Source organism: Ramlibacter tataouinensis, from assembly GCF_027941915.1.
Taxonomy (GTDB): Bacteria; Pseudomonadota; Gammaproteobacteria; order Burkholderiales; family Burkholderiaceae_C; genus Ramlibacter; species Ramlibacter tataouinensis_C.
Genome location: NZ_CP116009.1, coordinates 3,174,375 through 3,195,445, shown reverse-complemented (window position 1 = coordinate 3,195,445; position 21,071 = coordinate 3,174,375). Strand labels below are relative to the sequence as shown.

General features: G+C 69.0%; 17 protein-coding genes. 13 read left to right on the top strand and 4 right to left on the bottom strand.

The genetic code is table 11. The annotated features are described in order from the left end of the window. Nucleotides 1-58: 58 nt before the first annotated feature. Nucleotides 59-1,213, bottom strand: coding sequence for a rod shape-determining protein RodA (rodA, locus tag PE066_RS15235; protein WP_271233375.1), 1,155 nt, complete (start codon nt 1,211-1,213; stop codon nt 59-61). Nucleotides 1,214-1,247: 34 nt separating this feature from the next. Between rodA and PE066_RS15230 the strand changes: the two genes are divergently transcribed. From PE066_RS15230 to mtgA, 5 genes are read left to right on the top strand one after another with little or no spacing between them, the layout of a single operon-like run. Then, nucleotides 1,248-1,859 (top strand): YqiA/YcfP family alpha/beta fold hydrolase, encoded by a 612-nt coding sequence (locus tag PE066_RS15230; RefSeq protein WP_271233374.1) that lies wholly within the window; start codon nt 1,248-1,250, stop codon nt 1,857-1,859. Nucleotides 1,860-1,883: 24 nt separating this feature from the next. Continuing rightward, on the top strand, nt 1,884-3,941 hold the full coding sequence (locus PE066_RS15225; RefSeq protein ID WP_271233373.1) for a ribonuclease catalytic domain-containing protein: 2,058 nt from the start codon (nt 1,884-1,886) through the stop codon (nt 3,939-3,941). 2 nt (nt 3,942-3,943) lie between these two features. Further along, nucleotides 3,944-4,792: a TonB family protein gene (locus PE066_RS15220; RefSeq protein WP_271236592.1), complete on the top strand. Its 849-nt coding sequence runs from the start codon at nt 3,944-3,946 to the stop codon at nt 4,790-4,792. Beyond that, complete coding sequence (aroE, locus tag PE066_RS15215; RefSeq protein WP_271233372.1) at nt 4,789-5,628, top strand: shikimate dehydrogenase; 840 nt, start codon at nt 4,789-4,791, stop codon at nt 5,626-5,628. The genes PE066_RS15220 and aroE overlap by 4 nt, the downstream gene beginning before the upstream one ends. Nucleotides 5,629-5,631: 3 nt before the next feature. Further along, the gene (mtgA, locus tag PE066_RS15210) at nt 5,632-6,360 is read left to right on the top strand and encodes a monofunctional biosynthetic peptidoglycan transglycosylase (RefSeq protein WP_271233371.1); all 729 of its coding nucleotides are present in this window, start codon (nt 5,632-5,634) and stop codon (nt 6,358-6,360) included. Between the two features lie 15 nt (nt 6,361-6,375). On the opposite strand, the gene PE066_RS15205 is transcribed toward mtgA, so the two are convergent. Next, nucleotides 6,376-7,884 (bottom strand): mannose-1-phosphate guanylyltransferase/mannose-6-phosphate isomerase, encoded by a 1,509-nt coding sequence (locus PE066_RS15205; RefSeq protein WP_271233370.1) that lies wholly within the window; start codon nt 7,882-7,884, stop codon nt 6,376-6,378. A 270-nt stretch (nt 7,885-8,154) separates the two neighbouring features. Between PE066_RS15205 and PE066_RS15200 the strand changes: the two genes are divergently transcribed. Continuing rightward, complete coding sequence (locus PE066_RS15200; protein WP_271233369.1) at nt 8,155-9,564, top strand: undecaprenyl-phosphate glucose phosphotransferase; 1,410 nt, start codon at nt 8,155-8,157, stop codon at nt 9,562-9,564. Between the two features lie 37 nt (nt 9,565-9,601). Here PE066_RS15200 and PE066_RS15195 read toward each other — a convergent pair whose 3' ends face one another. Continuing rightward, nucleotides 9,602-10,597 carry a glycosyltransferase family 2 protein gene (locus PE066_RS15195; protein ID WP_271233368.1) on the bottom strand — a complete coding sequence of 332 codons (996 nt, stop codon included), beginning with the start codon at nt 10,595-10,597 and terminating at the stop codon, nt 9,602-9,604. A gap of 84 nt (nt 10,598-10,681) precedes the next feature. Next, nucleotides 10,682-11,497 carry a glycosyltransferase family 2 protein gene (locus PE066_RS15190; protein ID WP_271233367.1) on the bottom strand — a complete coding sequence of 272 codons (816 nt, stop codon included), beginning with the start codon at nt 11,495-11,497 and terminating at the stop codon, nt 10,682-10,684. Between the two features lie 374 nt (nt 11,498-11,871). Here PE066_RS15190 and PE066_RS15185 point away from each other — a divergent pair, with 374 nt between their 5' ends. The 7 genes from PE066_RS15185 to PE066_RS15155 all read left to right on the top strand — a co-directional run bounded on the left by PE066_RS15185 (nt 11,872) and on the right by PE066_RS15155 (nt 20,780). After that, nucleotides 11,872-12,987 (top strand): glycosyltransferase family 4 protein, encoded by a 1,116-nt coding sequence (locus PE066_RS15185; protein WP_271233366.1) that lies wholly within the window; start codon nt 11,872-11,874, stop codon nt 12,985-12,987. Nucleotides 12,988-13,004: 17 nt separating this feature from the next. Further along, nucleotides 13,005-14,420, top strand: a complete 1,416-nt coding sequence (locus PE066_RS15180) for a hypothetical protein (RefSeq protein ID WP_271233365.1) — start codon at nt 13,005-13,007, stop codon at nt 14,418-14,420. A gap of 3 nt (nt 14,421-14,423) precedes the next feature. Further along, nucleotides 14,424-15,323, top strand: a complete 900-nt coding sequence (locus PE066_RS15175) for a polysaccharide biosynthesis tyrosine autokinase (RefSeq protein ID WP_271233364.1) — start codon at nt 14,424-14,426, stop codon at nt 15,321-15,323. A gap of 21 nt (nt 15,324-15,344) precedes the next feature. After that, a complete protein-coding gene (locus tag PE066_RS15170) occupies nt 15,345-16,619 on the top strand; it encodes an oligosaccharide flippase family protein (protein WP_271233363.1) in 1,275 nt (424 codons plus the stop codon). Then, the gene (locus tag PE066_RS15165) at nt 16,606-17,916 is read left to right on the top strand and encodes an O-antigen polymerase (RefSeq protein WP_271233362.1); all 1,311 of its coding nucleotides are present in this window, start codon (nt 16,606-16,608) and stop codon (nt 17,914-17,916) included. The genes PE066_RS15170 and PE066_RS15165 overlap by 14 nt, the downstream gene beginning before the upstream one ends. Nucleotides 17,917-18,035: 119 nt before the next feature. After that, nucleotides 18,036-19,061: a right-handed parallel beta-helix repeat-containing protein gene (locus PE066_RS15160; RefSeq protein WP_271233361.1), complete on the top strand. Its 1,026-nt coding sequence runs from the start codon at nt 18,036-18,038 to the stop codon at nt 19,059-19,061. A gap of 351 nt (nt 19,062-19,412) precedes the next feature. Beyond that, nucleotides 19,413-20,780: a right-handed parallel beta-helix repeat-containing protein gene (locus PE066_RS15155; protein WP_271233360.1), complete on the top strand. Its 1,368-nt coding sequence runs from the start codon at nt 19,413-19,415 to the stop codon at nt 20,778-20,780. Nucleotides 20,781-21,071 lie beyond the last annotated feature (291 nt).

Genomic DNA, 21,071 nt, shown 5'->3' with positions numbered 1-21,071 from the left:
CACGCGGACCCAGGCCACGCGGACCGGAAGATGGCGGCCAAACCCGGCCGCCTTGCCTTCACGTCTGCACCAGCCGCTTGGCCTTGGCGATCGCCATCAGGATGCCCAGCGCCAGCCCCAGCGTCACCATGGCGGTACCGCCGTAGCTGATGAAGGGCAGCGGCACGCCCACCACCGGCAGGATGCCGCTGACCATGCCCATGTTCACGAAGGCATAGGTGAAGAAGATCATGGTGATCGCCCCGGCCAGCAGGCGCGAGAACAGGGTCGACGCCTCCAGCGCGATCGCCAGCCCGCGCAGGATCAGGAAGATGAAGCCGGCGATCAGGCACAGGTTGCCGAGCAGGCCGAATTCCTCGGAGAAGGCGGCGAAGATGAAGTCGGTGGTGCGCTCGGGGATGAACTCCAGGTGGGTCTGGGTGCCCTGCATGAACCCCTTGCCCAGCAGCCCGCCCGAGCCGATGGCGATCATCCCCTGGATGATGTGGAAGCCCTTGCCCAGCGGATCCTTGGTCGGGTCCAGCAGGGTGCAGATGCGCTGCTGCTGGTAGTCGTGCAGCATCACCCAGCGCACGCCCTCGGCGCACAGCGAATCCCCGAACACCACCAGCAGCGCCAGCGCCACCAGCCCCACCGCGGCCGGCGGCACGATCAGCTTCCAGGACAGGCCGGCGAAGAAGATCACCGACATCCCGGCGGCCAGCACCAGCAGCGAGGTGCCCAGGTCGGGCTGCTTCATGATCAGGCCGACCGGGGCCACCAGGATCAGCCCGGCCATCATGTAGTCCAGCGGGCGCAACTGGCCCTCGCGCTTCTGGAACCACCAGGCCAGCATCAGCGGCATGGCGATCTTCATGATCTCGCTGGGCTGGATCACCACCCCCACATTGATCCAGCGCCGGGCGCCCTTCTTGGTGATGCCGAAGATCGCCACCGCGATCAGCAGCGCCACGCCGAGCGTGTACAGCGGCACCGCCAGGCTCATCAGCCGCTGCGGCGGCACCTGCGCCACCACGAACATGATGGTGCCGGCGATCAGCATGTTGCGGCCGTGGTCGTAGAACCGCGTGCCGTGGTCGAAGCCGGACGAATACATCGTCAGCAGCCCGGCGCAGGCGAGCAGGAACACCGCGAAGGCGAGCGGTCCGTCGAAGCCCCGGAACATCGGGGCCGCGCGCTGCCAGATCGGCGGCTTTTCGAACACGACGGACATGGGCGGCGATTATCCCCGGTGGCATCATCGCGGCATGAGCGCAGACCCGGTTTCCGTGACGCATTTGCTCTATCTCCACGGCTTCCGCTCCTCGCCCCGATCCGCCAAGGCGGTGCTGATGGCCGAGCGCATCGCCCGCGACCACCCCGAAGTGACCTGGTGGTGCCCCCAGCTGCCGCCCTCGCCGCGCGCGGCGATGGAGATGGTGATGGACGGCATCGCCGCCTGGCCGCGCGAGCGCATGGGCGTGATCGGCTCCTCGCTGGGCGGCTTCTACGCCACCCATCTCGCCGCCGTAACCGGTTGCCGCGCCGTGCTGCTCAACCCCGCCGTCCATGCGGCGCGCGACCTGGCCGGCTACATCGGCGAGCAGACCGCCTGGCACGACCCGAGCCAGCGTTTCTATTTCGAGCCGCGCTACGTGGACGAACTGCGGGCGCTGGAGCACGGCCCCCTGCCCCACCCCGGGCGCGTGTTTGCCATCGTCGCCAAGGGCGACGAGGTGCTGGACTGGCGCGAGATGACGGGCCGCTACCCGGGTTCGCCGATCGAGCTGATCGAAGGCGGCGACCACGCCATCAGCGATTTCGACCAGCGCCTCGGCCGGGTGCTGGCCTTCCTGGGCCTGGACCACGCCGACGGCTGAAACCCGCATGGGACAATCGCGGCGATGTACGCATTGTTCGACGAGGCCGGCAAGCTCCAGGCCGGCCGGGTCCTTTCCGAAGCCGAATCCTCGGCGCAGATCGAGCTGGACAGCGGCAAACGGGTCAAGGTCAAGGCGCAGAACCTCCTGCTGAAATTCGACAAGCCGCAGCCGGCCGACCTGGTGGCCGCGGCGCAGTCGCTGGCCCAGGGCATCGAGCTGGACCTGGCCTGGGAGTTCGCGCCCGAAGAGGAGTTCGGCTTCGCCGACCTGGCGCGCGAGTACTTCAGCGACAAGGCCTCGCCGGAGCAGCAGGCCGCCGCCCTGTTCCGCCTGCAGGAGGCGCCGCACTACTTCCGCCGCGCCGGCAAGGGGCGCTTCCGCAAGGCGCCGGCCGAGATCGTGCAGCAGGCCCTGGCCGCCATCGAGAAAAAAAAGCAGGTGCAGCAGCAGATCGCGGCCTGGGCCGCGGAGCTGGCCGCCGGCAGTTGCCCGCCGGCGGTGCGCGAGCAACTGTTCCGCATCCTGTTCAAGCCGGACAAGAACGCGCCGGAGTACAAGGCGGTGGTCGACGCCTCGCGCGCCACCCAGACCGCGCCGCTGGCGCTGCTGCAGAAAGCCGGCGCCATCGATTCGGCCTACCAGTTCCACTGGAAGCGCTTCCTGTTCGAGCAGTTCCCCAAGGGCACCGGCTTTGCGCCGCTGGCCGCGCCGGCCATCACCGAAGACCTGCCGCTCGCGCCGGTGCAGGCCTTCTCGGTCGACGACTCCAGCACCACCGAGATCGACGACGCGATGTCGGTGCAGGGGCTGGGCACCGGCACCGTCACGCTGGGCATCCACATCGCCGCACCCGGGCTGGCGCTGCTGCCGGGCACGCCGCTGGACGGGGTTGCGCGCCAGCGCCTGTCCACCGTGTACATGCCCGGCCACAAGATCACCATGCTGCCCGACGAGGTGGTGCAGGCGTACACGTTGGAGCAGGGGCGCGACTGCCCGGCGGTGTCGCTGTACGTGCGGCTGGACGAAACCAGCCTGGCCGTGCAGGCCAGCGAGACCCGGCTGGAGCGCGTGCCGGTCACCACCAACCTGCGCCACGACCAGCTGGACGACCAGATCACGCAAGCCTGGCTGGAAGATCCGCAAGCGCCGGCGGACCTGCCGGAGCCCATCGAGCGATTGCGCGAGCCGCTGTCCTTCCTGTGGCGGCTGGCGCTGCACCTGAAAGGCCTGCGCGAGGCGGTGCGCGGCAAGCCCGAGACCTTCACCCGGCCGGACTACAGCTTCCGGCTGCTGGACGCCGGCGAGGACGAACCGACCGGCAACGAACGCGTCCAGATCACCACGCGCCGCCGCGGCGCGCCGCTGGACCTGATCGTCTCCGAAGCCATGATCCTGGCCAACAGCACCTGGGGCCAGTGGCTGGCCGAACTGGGCGTGCCGGCGATCTACCGCAGCCAGGCCAGCCTGGCCCCCGGCATCAAGGTGCGCATGGGCACCAAGGCGCTGCCTCATGCCGGGCTGGGCGTGAAGTCGTATGCCTGGAGCACGTCGCCGCTGCGGCGCTACACCGACCTGGTCAACCAGTGGCAGATCATCGCGGCGGCCCGCCATGGCCGCACCGCCGCCCTGGCCGCGCCCTTCAAGCCCAAGGACGCCGAGCTGTTCTCCGTGATCTCCGCGTTCGATGCCGCCTACAGCGCCTACAACGCGCACCAGGCGGCGATGGAGCGCTTCTGGACGTTGCAGTACCTGCGCCAGCAGCAGATCCACGAGCTGGTCGGCACCGTGTTCCGCGAGGGCTTGGTGCGCGCCGACGAACTGCCGCTGGTGCTGCCGGTGCTGGGCACCGAGACGCTGCCGCGCGGCACGCGGGTGCGCGTGCGGCTGGGCGCCATCGACGACATCGCGCTGGACGTGGCCGGCACCGTGGCCGAGCGGCTGGACGCCGCGTCGTCGCCGGTGTCGGCGGAAGACGACAGCGGCGAGGATGAAGAGCCGGTGGCCGGCCCGATCGCGATCGCCGTCGACGTCAGCGAGGGCGGCGAACCCGACAATGCGGCCGATAATCCGGCCCCGTGAACCTGAAGTCCTTCAGCACCCTGCAGATCGCGCTGGGCGTGTCGGCGGCGGTCCACGCCGCCCTGCTCACGGTGCGGCTGGTGGACCCGGAAGGCTTCAACCGCGTGTTCCAGGACACGCCGCTGGAAGTGGTGCTGGTCAACGCCGCCAGCCACGAGAAGCCGGAGAAGGCGCAGGCCATCGCGCAAAGGACGCTGGCCGGCGGCGGCGAAGCCGCCAGGGGCCGCGCCACCTCGCCGCTGCCGCCCTCGGCGTTGACCGAGATCGGCGACGCCGCCGAGGACGCGCACCGCCGCATCGAGGCCATGCAGGACCAGCAGATGCTGATGCTGGCCCAGGTCAAGCGCATGCTGGCCGCCCTGCCGCCGGCTGACCCGAAGCAGGCAAGCACCAGCGCCGAGGCGCAGGCACGCGAGGAAAAGCGCCGGCGCCTGTCGCAACTGCTGGCCGAGATCGAGCGGCGCATCAACGAAGAGAACGCCCGCCCCAAGAAGCGCTACATCAGCCCGTCCACGCGCGAGGAGGTGTATGCGGTCTATTACGACGGCTTGCGGCGCAAGATCGAAGAGCGCGGCACCACCAATTTCCCCGAGCTGGGCGGCCGCAAGCTGTACGGCGAACTGACCATGATCGTCACGGTCAACCACGACGGCAGCGTGCTCGGCACGGAAGTGGTCGAGAGCTCCGGCAATGCCACGCTGGACCGCCGGGCCCAGGCCATCGCCAAGCAGGCCGGCCCGTTCGGCCGCTTCAACACGGCCATGCGGCAGCGGGCCGACCAGATCGTGGTGGTCTCGCGTTTCAAGTTCAACCGCGACGAGACTCTGGAAACCAGGCTGACCAGCCCATGAGCGACGACCGCTACTGCGTGATCGGCAACCCGGTCGAGCACAGCCGCTCGCCCTGGATCCATGCGCGCTTTGCCGAGCAGACCGGCGAGCGCGTGGCCTACGGCAAGCGGCTGGCGCCGGTGGACGGCTTTCCGGCCACCGTGCGGCAGTTCCGCGCCGAAGGCGGCCGCGGCTGCAACGTCACCGTCCCCTTCAAGTTCGAGGCCGCCGCGCTGGCCGGTGCACTCAGTGCGCGCGCGCAACTGGCCGGCGCTTGCAACACGCTTGTTTTCGACGGCGAGCGCGTGTTCGGCGACAACACCGACGGCGCCGGGCTGGCCGGCGACATCCGGGCCGCCGGCGTCGAGCTGGCCGGGCGCGACCTGCTGCTGGTCGGCGCCGGCGGCGCCGCGGCCGGCGTGCTGGGACCGCTGCTGGATGCGCGGCCGCGGCGGCTGGTGATCGCCAACCGCACGCAGGGCAAGGCGCAGCTGCTGGTGGACAGCCACGCCGCCGTGGCGCAGGCCAACGGCGCGCAGCTGGTGGCCTGCGGCCTGGACGCCATCGCCGGCGCCTTCGACGTGGTGGTCAACGCCACGGCCAGCAGCCTGGGCGGCGGCCCCGTCCCGGTGCCGGGCCGTGTGCTGCGCCCGGGCGCGCTGGCCTACGACATGATGTACGGCCCCGCCGCCCAGCCCTTCCTCGACTGGGCACGCGCGCACGGCGCGGCACCGCGTGACGGGCTGGGCATGCTGGTGGAACAGGCGGCGGAGTCCTTCCTGGTCTGGCGCGGGGTGCGCCCCGATACCGCTCCGGTGCTGGCCGGCCTGCGCGCCTTGCTGGCCGCGGGAGGCTGACCCTTGAAGGGGCTGCTGCGCTGGCTGCTGCTGCTGGTGCTGGCCGGCATCGCGCTGCAGCTGTTCTTCGTGCTGCGCATCGCGCTGGCCGCCACGGTCGATCCGCAGTCCACCACCTTCCAGCGTTCCGAAGCGTGGCGCATCGCCACCGAGAAAGGGCGCTTGCGCTGGCGCCAGCAATGGGTGCCCTACGAGCGCATCTCCGACCACCTCAAGCGCGCCGTGATCGCGTCCGAGGACGACGGCTTCGCCAGCCACGAGGGCGTGGACTGGGAGGCGATCGAGAAGGCCTGGGAGAAGAATGCCCGCGCCCAGGAGCGCGCCGCGCGCCGCGCGCAACTGCGGCCCCAGGCGCGCGCGCCGAAGGTCGTGGGCGGCTCCACCATCACCCAGCAACTGGCCAAGAACCTGCTGCTGTCGGGCGAGCGCACCTTGCTGCGCAAGGGCCAGGAGATCGTGCTGACCTTCGCGCTCGAGGCCATGCTGTCCAAGCAGCGCATCCTCGAGATCTACCTCAACAGCGTGGAATGGGGCGAAGGCGTGTTCGGCGCGGAAGCGGCGGCCCAGCACTACTGGCGCAAGAGCGCCAGCCAGCTCAGCGCTTATGAGTCCGCGCGGTTGGCCGTGATGCTGCCGCGGCCGCGGTATTTCGAGAAGGTGCCGAACTCGGGCTATCTCGCCAGCCGCGCACAGACCATCCTGGGGCGGATGCGCGGCGCGGAACTGCCCTGACGCGGGCAACCGCTCCTACTCCGGCCGCGGTCTGCCGGCGCCCAAGTCCTTGGCGTGCCCGTTCGGCACCGGCGCGTGAAAGGTGCCGTCTGGTTCGGAGACCGGGGCCAGAGCCGCGACCGATCGCCCGTAGGCGTCTTCGAACCGCACGATGTCGTCTTCCCCGAGGTAGTCGCCCGACTGCACCTCGATCAGTTCGATGGGGGTCATGCCCGGGTTGCAGAGCCTGTGCAGGGTGCCCGCCGGAATGTCGACCGACTGGTTCTCGGCCAGCAGGAAGGTTCTGGTGCCGAGCGTGACTTCCGCGGTTCCGCGCACGACGGTCCAGTGCTCCGAGCGGTGGCGGTGCATCTGCAGGCTGAGTGCGCCGAGCGGGTTGACGAACAGCCGCTTGACCTGAAACCGCTCGCCCCGCTCGACGCTGTCGTAGTACCCCCAGGGCCGCACCACCTTGCGGTGGCTGGTGGCCTCGGGGCTGCCGCCGCGCTCGAGCTGGTCCACCACCCCCTTGACCTGCTCGGCGGCCGACCGGTCCGCCACCAGCAGCGCGTCCGGCGTGTCGATGATGATGAGATTGTTCGTTCCCAGCGCCACGACGCGGCGGTAGGGCGCGTGGATGTAGTTCCTGTTGACCGCCCCCGCGAGGACGCCCTGGCCTTCGATGCGGTTGCCATGCTCGTCGGGCGCACGCAGGTCGGCCACCGCATTCCAGCTGCCCACGTCGCTCCAGGCGCCCTGGAACGGCCACACGACCAGGCCGCCGTGGCGCTCCATGAGCGCCACGTCGATGCTTTCGGCACGGCAATCGCGCAGTGCGGCGGCGTCGGGCCTGACCAGCCCCCCGCGCCGGTCCGCCCCCGCCATCGCCTGGCGGCAGCTCGCCAGGATGTCGGGCGCATGCCGTTCCATGCCCTGCAGCAGCACACCGGGCTTGCACAGGAAGATGCCGGCATTCCAGAGCACGTCGGCATTGCCCATCAGTTCCTGCGCGCGCTGGGCGTCCGGCTTCTCCACGAAGCGGGCAACGCGATGGCCGCCGTGCGCGTGGGGCCCGGCGCGTTCGATATAGCCGTAGGCGGTGCTCGGATGCGTCGGAACGACACCGAACACGACGATGGCGCCCTGCTGCGCCGCGGCCACCCCGCTGCGGACCATCGCGGCGAACGCGGCAGCGTCCGGAATGTGCTGGTCCGAGGGACAGAACAGTTGCAGGCGGTCGGGGTCGGGCGCCTGCAAGGCTGCCAGCAGCATGGCCGCCGCCGTGTTGCGCGCGCACGGCTCCAGGACGAGGGTCGCCCGGGCCCCCGTCCCGGCCACGGCATCGCCCAACATGAACCGGTGCTCCTCGGCGCCGACGCAGACGATGTCCCCGTCGGCGTCCAGCAGCGGCGCGACGCGCTCCAGCGTGAGCGCCAGCAAGCTCTTGCCGGCGAACAGCTCGATGAACTGCTTCGGAAACGCCTTGCGCGACAGCGGCCACAGGCGAGTCCCCGAACCGCCGCAAAGAACCACGGGCTGAATCATCGGTGCCTCGACAAGAATGCAGGTCGTCCCGACCCAGGGATGTCGGTCGAAGACTAGGAACGGCTCCCTGCCCGGGCGAGTGAGGAAGCACCCGGATCGCGTAGTCGATTTGTCCCGCTGGCGCCCCCTGGCGGACAAGCGCGGGAAGTTTGTCCTGCCTGCGCGATGACAAAGCACCCTTTCTCGGCTTGGTCGCCGCCACGTCCAATGGCCAATGAAACAGAAAAGGGATCACTCCCGCGCGGCGTGCCGCCAGGAGATCAGGGTCGCATGAAGATCTACCTGGATCAGCTTCCGCCCAGGCTCACCGCCGAGCAGGGCCAGTGGTGGTTCGTCAAGTCCATCCTCGACCGGGTGCTGATGGCGCTGGCGTACCTGGCCACGGTCGTGGCGTTCGGCATGCCCTTCCGGCGCAACGACCTGATCGTGGTCCTGATCGTGCTGATGGTGGGCGCGCCCGGGCGGGTCCCGTTTCGCCGGATGTCCGCTGCGATCGCGTGGCAGCTCGTCAACCATTGGGGGCTGACGGTCCTCTCGCTCGGGCTGATTGCCGGCGTCCTCGGCCTGCTGTTCCCGGCCGATCCGGCCCTGGTGGAGCCCAAGGTCGCGGTCGCATGGAGCGCGCTGTCGTTGCTGACGCTGCTGGCGGCGCATGCCGCTTCCCCTTTCTTCGCACCGCACGTTTCCAGGCTCTACAGGAAAGACCGGGTGCTGATCGTCGGCATCAACGACGTCGCCCTGCGGCTGTCGCGCCTGATCGCCAGCGGCGAGGCCGATGGCCAGCAGCTGGTCGGCTTCGTCGAGGACAGGTCACCGCAGAGGCTGCGGCGGCTGGCCGGCGAACGCGTGGTCGGGGGCTTCGAGCAGCTGGGCGAGCTCACGCGGGCCAACGGGGTGAGCGTCATCTACCTCGCCATCCCGATGGCGCAGCAGCCGCGCGTGCTGGGGCTGCTCGAGCAGTTGCGCGACACGACGGCTTCCGTGTTCTTCGTGCCCGATGTGTTCATCGCCGACCTGGTCCAGGGCCGGGTGGCCACCGTGGCGGGGCTCCCGATGGTCTCGGTGTGCGACACGCCGCTGCAGGGCGCGGCCGCGGCCAGGAAGCGGGCGCTGGACCTGGTCGTCACGGTTGCAGCGCTGCCCCTGCTGCTGCCCTTGCTGGGGACGATCGCCCTCATGATCAAGGCGACCTCCGAGGGCCCCGCGATCTTCCGGCAGCGGCGCTTCGGCCTTGACGGCCGCGAGATCACCGTCCTGAAGTTCCGCACCATGAAGGTCATGGAGGACGGCCACACGACCTACACGCAGGTCACCCGGGACGATGACCGGGTGACCCCGATCGGCCGATTCCTGCGGAAGACGTCGCTTGACGAGCTGCCGCAGGTGTTCAACGTGCTGGCGGGCGACATGAGCCTGGTCGGGCCGCGGCCGCACCCGATTGCGGTCAACGAGCAATACCGCAAACTCATCGCTGGCTACATGCTGCGCCACAAGGTCAAGCCGGGGATCACCGGCTGGGCGCAGGTGCATGGCCAGCGGGGCGGCAACGACCTGCCGTCGATGCGCAAGCGCACGGAGTACGACATCGCCTACCTGCAGTCCTGGAGCCTCGGCCTGGATGTGAGGATCCTCTTGCGCACGGCGGTCATGCTGGTGCGCGGCGACATGATGGGGTACTAGCTCAAACACTCCCCGGACACGGCCCCGCGCCGCGGCGTTACCGGGACGCTGGATTGGTCACGTATCGAGCCAGCGGCAGCGCGGCCGCCCGAGGCAGAACGATCACGAGCACGGCCCAGATGGCGATGCAGGACTTCAGCAAGAGCGAGAAGTCCGGCGAGCTGCGCAGCGCATGCCAAAGATCGGCAAACTGTTGCTGCCCCGTCCAGAGGCGCCGCAGGTACCGCCCGTCACGAAAGACGTCCCGGACGAACTCCTGTTTTTGGGTACTGAACGACACCAGCCGCGGCGGAAGGTCAACGCCGAGTTGGCGCCTCACGTGCGACCGAAATGTCGCAATCCGCGCCTTGAGCCTCTCGGGTGCGTTGTACGTGGCCGCGTTGGCGAAGGCGAGCGAGGCCCCCTCGTCGTCGACGGATCCGTGCAGCCGATAGCGCCCCAGGACGGCATTCACCGCGACGACGGTGCCGTTCAAGGCGCTCCCATAGACCGTGAAGAAGTCCGCGCAATACCTGTCTTCGGTGATGGGCAGCGGAAAAAGCTTCGCGAGCGCCCGGCGTGCATAGGCGTTTCCGGACCCTGGTGCGGATGAATACAGGACGCCTTTCGTCGCCAGCAGGTCGCCCACGGCCCCGAATGCCAGGACCCTCGGAGTCTGTCCAGACCGCAGCTCCCCTTGCGGCCCGATGAAGGAAAGTTTGAAGTGGGCCTTCGCCGCATTCGCATCGATGGCAGCCACCACGCGCTCGGCCATTTCGGGCAGGTACAGGTCGTCCGCATCGAGGAACAGCACGATGTCGCCGGCCGAAGCGGCGAAGCCGGCGTTGTAGGCGGAGCACTGCCCCTGGTTGTCCTGATAGAGGGCCTTCACCGCGCCTTTCGCGGCGAATTCATCGATCACTGCCCGGGAGGTGTCGGTCGAGCCGTCGTCGACAACGATGACCTCCACCTTCCCGTACGTCTGCGCGAGTGCCGAATCGATGGCGGCGCGCAGGAACCGCCCGTAGTTGTAGTTGCAGATGATGATGGACACGAGCGGTCCAGAACTACTTTGCTGAGGGCTGGGCATCTGTCACCTGCGAGGGGTTGGATCACGAGGAACCGCGAGCCTTCGTCGTCAGTATTCGAGCCCCTTGCGGGTCTCCTTGCGCCGGCCGAGGCTCTTGAGGTGCGTTCGCAGCTTGGTCCTGAACCGCGGGAATTGCCCGGTGAGCAGCATGCGGCCGGCCCGCAGGAACTTGGGCCCCCAATAGCACCAGAACACGGGCAGGAAAGCTCCGCCGTGCCCGTGCGTCATGGCCCGCATCTGCCGCCAGACATCGGCCTTGTAGAGCTGCGACCGTTGTTGCGGCTGCACCCGGTTGGCGCTCCACCAGTCGTCGACCCACACGATCGGAAACTGCTTGCAGATCCTGATCAACCATTCCCAGTCCTGCACGAGCGGATAGCCGGTCTCGACGGGGCCGATGCGCTCCAGGACCTCGCGCCGCACGAAGACGCTCTCCAGGGGCACGTAGTTGTGCCGCAGCATCTCGCGCAAGCTCGCCTGCTTGCTGCGCGTCCTGCCGATCTCCACACCCTTCTCGTCGACCTGCAAGGAGTTGCAGTACACCATCCCGGCCCCCGGATTGCGCTTCAACGCGTCGACGGCCTTTGCAATGGCTCCAGGCAGGTGGTAGTCGTCCGCGCTCAGCCAGCAGACGATGTCCCCCCGGGCCTTCGAAAAGCCGAGGTTCATCTTCGCGCTCAGGCCCTGTGGTGCCGGCGTGATGAGGCGCACGCCCGGATGGCGCGCGAGGATCTCGAAGGTGCCGTCAGTCGAGCCGGAATCGAGCACGATGTGTTCGACGCTCGGGTAATCCTGCTGTTCCACGCTTCTCAAGGTTTCCTCGATGAAAGCGCCCGTGTTGTATGAAGGTGTCACGACCGACACGAGAGGAGTCTCTGGAAGAGGATTCACGGCGACGGTCTCCTGACATTGTCTCCACGGTTCTTCGATTCGTCACTCACATCTGCGCAAGGCTACAAACCCGGCGCCCTCCACCGTAAGGGAGACCCCTCCCAATTCAACTGGGTGATTTGTCCCATGCGGCAGTGCGCGTGCTCAGCCGCAGTCCCGGAGCCCCGCACGGGGCACGGTGCCGGTGACAGCAACCTCCTATGCGGATCGGGACAAAGCTCCCTTCTGGCCGGGAGTGGTTCCGCATCCAATCGTGCGGGACGGACCGACTTCGAGCTGTCGTGTCCGCACCGGCTGCGCGCCATCAGCACTGCCACGGCCGTGCAGCTGAACCAGGGGGGCGAGTCTTGAGTGCACGCATTGCCATCGATGGACGGTTCCTGACCCAGAGAACGACCGGGGTGCAACGTTATGCCAGAGAGATCGTCCGTGCGCTGGATGCCGCCGGGATTGCCGGTGTCGACCTGGAGCTGATCTGCCCGCCCGGTGCCGAACGGCTGGCGCTGACGCACATCCGGCAGACTTTTCGCGGCGTGGGCCGCGGCCAAGCCTGGGAGCAGTTGCAATTGCCCTGGTTCGCCGCCGGCCGGCCCCTGCTGTGCCTGTGCTGCCTCGCGCCCATCTTCTGCAGGCACCGTGCGGTCGTGGTCCACGACGCCGCCGTCTTCGACGTGCCCGAGGGCTTCAGCCCGCTCTTCACGGCCTGGTACCGCGTCGTGCTGCGCGCGCTGGCGGCCAGCGGCGCCCACCTCATCACGGATTCGGAATTCTCCCGTGGTCGTTTGGCGCCGGCCTTGCACGTAACGCCCGGCCAGATCGAGGTCATCGGCTTGGGGTCCGACCATGTCGACCGCATCGAGCCCGACCACTCACTGGCCGACCGCCTGGACGGCAAACCGTATGTGCTCGCCATCGGCAGCCTGCAGCCCAACAAGAACATCGGCACGCTGGAGGCCGCGATGCAGGACCCGCGCCTGGCCCACCTCAAGCTTGTCGTCGCCGGCGGGCGGTCGTCTCGTGTTTTTCGTGCGGGCCCGGGGAATGGCGGCGCCCCGGATGTGGAGTACACCGGCTACGTGACGGATGAACAGCTGGTGGGCTTGCTGCAGCGTGCGCTCCTGTTCGTGTTCCCGTCGCGCTACGAGGGGTTCGGCCTGCCCCCGCTGGAAGCCATGCGCGCGGGCTGCCCGGTGCTGGCGTCGAATGCGGCATCCATCCCGGAAGCCTGCGGGGAGGACGCGGCGGTCTACTTCGACCCGGACGATGTGGGGCAACTCGCATCGGCCATCGCCCGCCTGGCCGCGGACGAGGCCGAACGGACCCGCCTGATCGCTGCCGGCCGACGCCGGACCGAGCAGATGAAGTGGGACGGCCCGGCCCGCGCCGTCCTGGATGCGGTGCGCAAGTGCGCCGGGACTCGCGCGGCCCGCCAGCCGAGTCCGCAGGGTGATGCGGCCACCTGACCAGCGGAACGACGCCGATGACGATCCAGCAGTTCTTCCTCGCCCTCCGATACCGCTGGCGCGTCGCGCTTGGCGTCTGGGTGGGCACTTTGCTCGCCGTCCTCCTGCTCGGGTCCTTGCTGATGCCCAACCGCTATCGAGCCACGTCCGAGATCCTGATCGAGGAAGAGAACCTGGATCCGATCGCCGGCGTACCCTTGCCGGGGTCCAACCTGCCCAGCCGGATCACGACGGAGGCGGACGTGGTGCGCAGCGCGCGCGTGGTGTCCGGCGCCTTGCAGGCGCTTGGCCCCGCGGTCGATCAGGAGCTTCGGGAGCGCTGGCAGATGAAGACCGGCGGGCGCGGCGACTTCCAGGCCTGGGCGGTGGAAGAGATGCAGCGGACAACCGAGGTCCGGCCCGCGCGCGACTCCCGGGTGTTGAAGGTGTCCCATTCGTCGCGCGACCCCGAACTGGCGGCCGCCTTCGTCAATGCCCTCGTCAAGGCGTACGTCGAGACTTCGGTGGATCTGCGGCTCGAGCCGGTGCGCCAGTACAACGTCTTCTTCGACGAGCGCGCCAAGCAGCTGCGTGAGCGGTTGCACGAAGCGCAACGGCGCGCCTCCGAGTTCCAGCGGCGCAACGGCATCACCACCTTCGACGAGAAGCTCGACGTCGAGGACGCCCGCCTGACGGAGCTCAGCGCGCAGGTGGTGGCCCTGCAGGCGAAGGCCGGCGAGGCGCAGCGCCGCCGCAGCGAGGCGGCCGACGGCCCCGACCGCATGGAGGAGGTGCTCAAGGACACCACCGTGGCCGAGCTGGAGAAAGCGCTGGCGGTCCAGGAAACCCGGCAGAACGAGCTGCTCGAGCGGCTGGGCGAGCGGCACCCGACGGTGATCGAGTCGCGGGCCATCACGGCCAGCATCGCCCAGCGGCTGGAGTTCGCCAAGCGCCGGGTCGCGAACGCCTTCGAGGGCGGCAGCAAGGTGCTGGCCAGCCAGCTGGCCGAGCGCTCGCAGGCGCTGGAACAGCAGCGCGCCAAGGTGCTGCAGCGCAAGGCGCTGCGCGACGAGGCCCGGCTGCTGCAGAACGAAGTGGACGTGGCGCGCCATGCGTTCGACGCCGTGATCGAGCGCCTGAACAAGACCACGCTCGAGAAGAGCGCGCCGCAAGTCACCGTGTCGGTCCTCAAGGCGGCCAACGTACCGCTGCTGGCGAATACCGCCTCGGTGGCCGGCAAGGCGGCGGTCGGTGCCGCGGTCGGCCTGCTACTCGCGCTGGTCGCGATCGTGTTTGCCGAGAAGCGCGACCGCCGGGTGCGCAGTGCCGACGACGTGCTGTCTGCGTTCGGGCAGCCCGTGCTGGCCGTCCTGCGCCAGCGCAAGCCGCGCGGCGCGCTGTCCGCCGTGCGTCCGCTGCTCGTGCGGCCCCGCCCAGCCCTCACCAGCGAGTAAGCCATGCCGCAGACCAGCCCCATGACCCCCAACACGGCGCTCAGCCGGCACGACGACCAGGTCGTGACCTTCAAGCGCGACCGCCGGATCGGGCAAGTCCTGGCCAGCTTGCGGGGCCTGGATGCCGCCAGCATCGAACGCGTCCTGCGCCACCAGCGCCAGCATGGCGGCCGCTTCGGCGAAACGGCCCTTTCGCTGGGGCTGGCGTCGGAGGAAGACATCTTCGAGGCGCTGGCGGAACAGTTCGAGTACCCCTACCTGCGGGACGCAGCCGGGTTCGACAGCGAGCTGGTGTGCGCAAGCGACCCGCTGGGCGAAGACGCGCACGGCTTTCGGGAACTGCGCGCCGAGCTGGTGACCGGCGTGCTGGACCGGACGGTCCCGCGCGCCTTGGCGGTGGTCAGCCCGCAGCGCGGCGACGGGCGCAGCTACGTAGCGGCGAACCTGGCGATCGCCTTCGCCCAGCTTGGCGGAAGAACGCTGCTGATCGATGCCGACCTGCAGGTGCCGCGCCAGCACGCGCTGTTCCGGGTCGATGATTCGGTCGGGCTGAGCCAGCTGCTCGCGGGGCGGATCGCGGCGGAGCACGTGGTGCAGCCATCGCCCGTGCCCGGTCTGTTGCTGCTGGCCGCCGGCCCCATTCCGCCCAACCCGGCCGAACTGCTGCATCGCGGCTCCTTTGCCGCGCTCATCCGGGAGTTGCTGGCCAAGTTCGATTACGTGGTGCTCGATACCTCGGCCGCCAGCCAGGGCACCGAAGCGCGCATCCTCGCGGCCATGGCGGGGGCCGCCCTGGTGGTGGCTCGGCCCCATGCCGCGCGACTGGCGGCGTTGCAGCGCCTGGTGGCCGCCGTCGGGAAAGGTCCGGCGGCCTTGGCAGGTGTCGTGATGAACGAGCACTGAGCGACGGCCGCCAGGACGGTCATGGGCAATCCCCTGCGCGTCAGCGCACCCCTGTTGCATCGCTTCTCGGACACGGGCGCGAAGGTGGCCGCGCTGGCCGCGGCGCAAGGCGCCATCTACTCGTTCCCGGTGGTCTTCGCGGTGGTTTGCGCGCGCAACCTCGGCGCGGCCCAGTATGGCGTGGTCGCCTTCTACACGGCGCTCACGACCTTCCTGTGCATGTTCGTCGAGTTCGGGTTCGACTCCATCGGCGTGCGCGAGGTCCATTCGAGCCACTGGCGCGACCGTCCGGCGCAGATCTTGTGGAACGTCACGCTCGCCAAGCTCATGATCAGCCTGCCGACCTGTGTCGTGGTCCTGCCGATCCTCCTCGCCACCCGGAGCCCGGCCGAGACTTCGATGTCCTACGCGATGGTGGTCTACATGGTCGCCTTCGCCCTCGAGCCGGGCTGGTACCTTCGCTCGCTGGAGCTGATGTGGTCGGCTGCGCTCGTGGCCCTGGTGTCCCGCGGAGTCGGCATCGCTGTGCTGGTGAAGACGGTGACGGCGCCCGAAGACCTCACGCTGGCGATGTGGGCCTACGCCTTCGTCGCGTGGGCCAGCGCCATCGTCGGGTGGCTGCTGTTGCACAAGTACCGCTTGCTGAAGCGGCCGCGCATCGATGTCCCGCAGCTGCGCTCCCTGTTCAGGAGCGGCACGGCGATCGTGCTGGGCAACCTCAGCGGCGCCTCGATCACGAGCGGCGGGGTGGTTGCCCTCGGCGCGATTGCCGATCCGGTGTTGACCGGGGCCGCCAACATCGCCTTGCGGATCCGGTCTGCAGGACTCGCGCTTCTCGTGCCGCTGGGGCAGTTCGGCTACGTCCGCCTCAGCGCGTTGATGGCCGACCGTGCCGCCGCCGTGCGCTTCGGGCGTAGCCTGTTCTACCAGCTGATGGCCTGCAGCGTGGTGATCGCGCTGGTGATCAGCAGCCACGTTGGCAGCATCGTCCCGTTCGCCTACGGCCCCTCGCAGGCGCCGGTCGCCGCCTTCATGCTGACGAGCCTGATCGCGCTGAGCCTGCCGGTCTGCATGGCGGGAGCCCTGTTCGGCGTGCAGTGCCTGACCCTGTTCCACAAGGAACGTGTGTACGTCCTCATCGAGATGGCCGCTGCGGCCATCTTTTTCGGCCTGCTGATCGCATTCCGCGGCGCTCCCGCGGGGTTCGGCTGGGCGTTGCTCGCCGCCGATGTGTCGGCGGCCGTGGCGGCCGGGTTGGTGCTTCGCAGGCTCGCCCTGTCCGATGCGAAAGCCTGAGTTTCCCAGTGCTTCGCCGGCAGGCCCGCGCGCGCTGCCCTGGTGGACGCGTCCGTCCACCCTGAGCCTGCTGTTCGTCCTGCCCATGCTGCTGGTGGTGTACTGGGCCGGGAGCAGCGAACTTGGCGGGCTTGCCGTGCGAACGCGCAACTACTTGTCGACCCAGCACCTGGTCCTGTGCCTCGGATTGGTGGTCTTCTCGGCAATGGGAGCCGCGCTGGGCGAAGGCCTGCAGCAGCGCACGGTTCTCCAGAGCTGCGACGAGCACCTGGTTCGCGCCGCGGTGTGCCTGGGCGTCGTGGTGCTCGCCGCCTACGTGTTCTGGTATCGGTCACTGATCCTGGACCCGTCCGTGATGCTGCGCATCCTGACGGGCGCGCTCAAGCCGGAACGCGACGAGATCGGCAGGGTCGTGGGCATCACCTCGCTGGTCAACTGTGCCGCGCCGTTCTTCTCGCTGGCGGGTTACCTGGTCTTCGTGCGCAAGGTGCGCGGCGGCGTCCTGAAGGCGCTGGTGGTCCTGCTGCTGCTGTTCACGTTCTTCCGCGCCTACATCTGGTCCGAGCGCCTGGCGACGGCGGAAGCGCTCATTCCGCTGGTGCTTGCGCTGCTCCTGGCCATGCCCAGGCCCACGGCGGAGCAGCCCGTGCGCCGGCTGCTCTACGGTCTGGGTCCGTATGCGGCGCTGCCGGTCGTCTTCCTGTTCTTCGCGGTGGCGGAGTACTTCCGCAGCTGGACCTTCTACCAGGACCGCATGGCCTTCTGGGAGTTCGCCCTGGGCCGCTTCGTGAGCTACTACTACACGGCGCTCAACAACGGAGCCGGCATGCTGGCCACCACGGAGTGGCCGAGCTGGAAGTTCGAGAACGTGCTGAACTGGCTGCACGCGTTCCCGCTCGGCATCGGGGCCTGGTTTGCCGAGGCGGTGGGGGCCACGACCGAGACCGGCGATCTCTTCCTGCAGCGGTACGGCGACCCGGAGTTCAACTCGGGTTCCAGCTTCCTGGGGGTCACGCTGGACCTGGGGGTGGGCGGAGCCATCCTGTACTTCGCCCTGTCGGCGTTCTGTGGCGGCATCCTGTACTCGCGTTATAGACGGGGCGACACCCTCGCGTTGATGCTGTACCCGTCCGTTCTGGTCGCGATCTTCGAAAGCTTCCGCTACTGCTATTGGGGCACGTCGCGGGCATTCGTCTGGCTCCTGGGGGCCGTCGTCGTGCTGGCCGCGCTCTGGGCGTGGGGCGCGTTGGGCGCAACGAGATCGAGCCACGATGCGGCCCGGCGCTTTGCGTCCTGAGTGGCCCGCCCATCGTGAACGACTTGCGCCGTTGGCTGGTCACGGGCGCGCTGGCATCCAGTCTCGCGGGCGGCCCTTCATCGGCTGACGGGCCATCGCCCTCCGTGGAGACAAAGGCCGTGCGCCTGGTCGACCACGGCGGCGTCTGCGACGGCGTGTCGGACAACTCAGCCGCCCTGGCCCGGGCGCTGGCACGCGCCCGGCAGTTGCGCCTGCCCGTGCTCGTTCCGGACGGGCCGTGCGCATACGCGGACGTCATTCGGGTCGATGGCGTCACCCTGACCGGCTCGGGACCGGGCTCCGTGCTGCACGCGCTGGACTGGCGGCGCTCGGCCATCTTCATGTCGGGCGCGGCGCCGGTCGTCTCCCACCTTCGGCTGACGGGGGCGGCCGCGCCATCGCGCCGGGCCGATTGGGAGATGACCCGCATCACCGTGTTCGGCGCCACCGACTTCGTCATCGACCACGTCGCGATCGATGGCGCGGCCGCAGCGGGCATCCAGACCGCCCGAGGTGCCACGCGCGGGCGGATCACCAACAACGTGGTGCGCAACACGCTCTCCGACGGCATCCACTTGACGGATGGGGCCAGCCACATCCTGGTGGAAGGCAACCTGGTCGAATCGGCGGGGGATGACGGAATCGCCGTGGTCAGCTACCGCGACGACCAGGTTCGCGTCAGCCATGTCACGGCACGGCGCAACGTGGTGCGGAACAACCGGTGGGGCCGCAACATGAGCGTCGTCGGCGGGGAACATGTGCTGTATGAGGACAACCTGCTGCAGAACAACCTGGCCGGCTGGGCCTGCCTCTACATCGCCCAGGACGGCGGCGACCTGGCCACCAAGGGTTCGCGCGACGTGCTGGCCCGCCGCAACACGCTCGAGCAATGCGGAGGCGTCTTCACAAGCCACGGTGCAGCGATGGTCTTCAGCGCGGGGCAGGAGGCCAACGTCCGCATTTCGCTGCTCGACAACGACGTGCGGCATCCGCGACGCGTGGGCATCCGTGTAGTCGGCCCCAGTTCGGACGTGCTGCTGCAGTCCAACCGGGTCACCGACGCGATGTGGCCGCTCGACGTTCGCGACCCGGCCGTGCGCGTGATCCCCTACGCCGGCGGCCCCGTCGGCCCCGCCGCTCGTTGACCCGGCCGCGCTGAGCCGCGCGCACGTTCGCCGCGCCAGGCCCGGCATTTCCCTCAGTTTCCTGCGCGCGCGCCACTCAGCGTGAAGGTGGTGCGCGCGCTTGCGCGCGTCGGCGCAGGCGCCGGCCGCTGCCCGGCCCCGCCGGCTGGCCTCGCACGGGCAGGCTGAGGTGTGTGTGAACTTGTGACGTACATACCTCCTCGCCCCGGCCCCATCTCATCCATTTGCCTAGCTCAAGAGCGGAACGCGCGCCGGAGGGCGCCGCAGCCTTGGACACAGTTTCCGGAGGTCGCTTACACGTGGCTCAACCCTGGCCGTTACCGTCGCGCTTCCGATCTCAACAGTGACGACATGCAGTACCCATCCCAACAGAAATCCTCCCTCCACAACCGCCTTGCCCTGTCCGCGCTGATGGCCGCCGTGCTGGCCGGCTGCGGCGGCGGCGGCGACGAGTTCGTGGCCGATGCGTCGGCCGCCGACGGCGACCTCAGCGCCCAGATGCTGGCCGCCAACCCCAACGCCAACCCCAATGCGCCTGGCCAACTGAAGAAGAACCCACCTGCCCCGGCACCGGCCCCGGCACCGGCCCCGGCACCGGCCCCGGCGCCTGCTCCGGCGCCTGCTCCGGCCCCTGCGCCCGCGCCGGCCCCTGCACCCGCTCCGGCCCCGGCCCCTGCGCCCGCGGGGATCAGCCTGACCAACTACGGCGGCGTGTGCGACGGCCGCACCGACAACAACGCGGCCATCTCGCGCGGCATCGCGGACACCAAGGCCAAGGGCCTGGCGCTGCTGATCCCGGCCGGCCAGTGCAACTTCAGCTCGGTCATCCAGCTGGACGGCGGCAAGATCGCCGGCGCCGGCCCGACCTCCGTCCTGTACGCCACCAACTGGCAGCAAGCCTCGATCTACATGCGCGGCAACGCGCCCAGCGTGACCAAGGTGAAGCTCACCGGGGCGCCGGCGCCCGGTCGCGTGCCCAACTGGGAGTCCACCAAGATCATGATCTGGGGCGCCACCAACTTCGTGATCGACGGCGTGACCATCGAGAACTCGCCGGCCGCCAGCATCCAGACGCTTCGGAAGGCCAACCGCGGGCTGATCACCAACAACACGATCCGCAACTCGCTGTCCGACTCGATCCACCTGACCGACGGCGCCAGCGACATCACGGTGGAGAACAACGTGATCGACGGCAGCGGCGACGACGGCATCGCCGTGGTCAGCTACCAGGGTGACGGCACGCCGGTGAGCAACGTCACGGCGCGCAACAACATCGTGCGCGGCAACAAGTGGGGCCGCAACATGAGCGTGCTCGGCGGCCGCAACATCCTGTACGAGAACAACCTCCTGCAGAACAACTCGCAGTGGGCCTGCCTCTACTTCGCGCAGGAAACGCCGTGGAACACGTTCAACGTGATCGGCGCCACCGCCCAGCGCAACACGCTGCAGAACTGCGGCAACGTGAGCAACGGCCACGGCGCGGTGCTGATCTTCTCGGACGGCAGCTACAACGGCGGCGCACCGAACGACGACATCAAGGTGATCTCCAACGACATCATCCAGGACGGCCGCAACGGCTTCAACTGGTGGGGCCCGCAGACGAACGTGCGCCTGGAGAACAACCGCTACACCGGTAGCGGCCCGGCCTACGCGGGCAACGGCCCCGGCGTGACCGTCGTCCGGTACTCCAGCGGGCCGGTGGGCTACGTCGCCCCCTGAGTCCGGTCCGGATCGGCAGCCCGACCCGCCGGACTCCACTGCGGCGGGTCAGGGTGAACGACGGATCTCGGTGGCGCCTGGCGCCACTCCCCTGAATGCAGACGGCAGGGTCCTGCCGGCTGCATTCGAGCGGCCCCTCATGGCCTTCCTGAGCCGAGGTCCCTTCCGCAAGGGTGTCGGAGACAGCTCCATTCGCGCCAAGCCAGGCTGGCTCAACCATGACCCCTACGTCTCAGCCCTCATCTCAACAGTGAAGACATTGCAGTACTCCCCCCAAGCCCAATCATCATC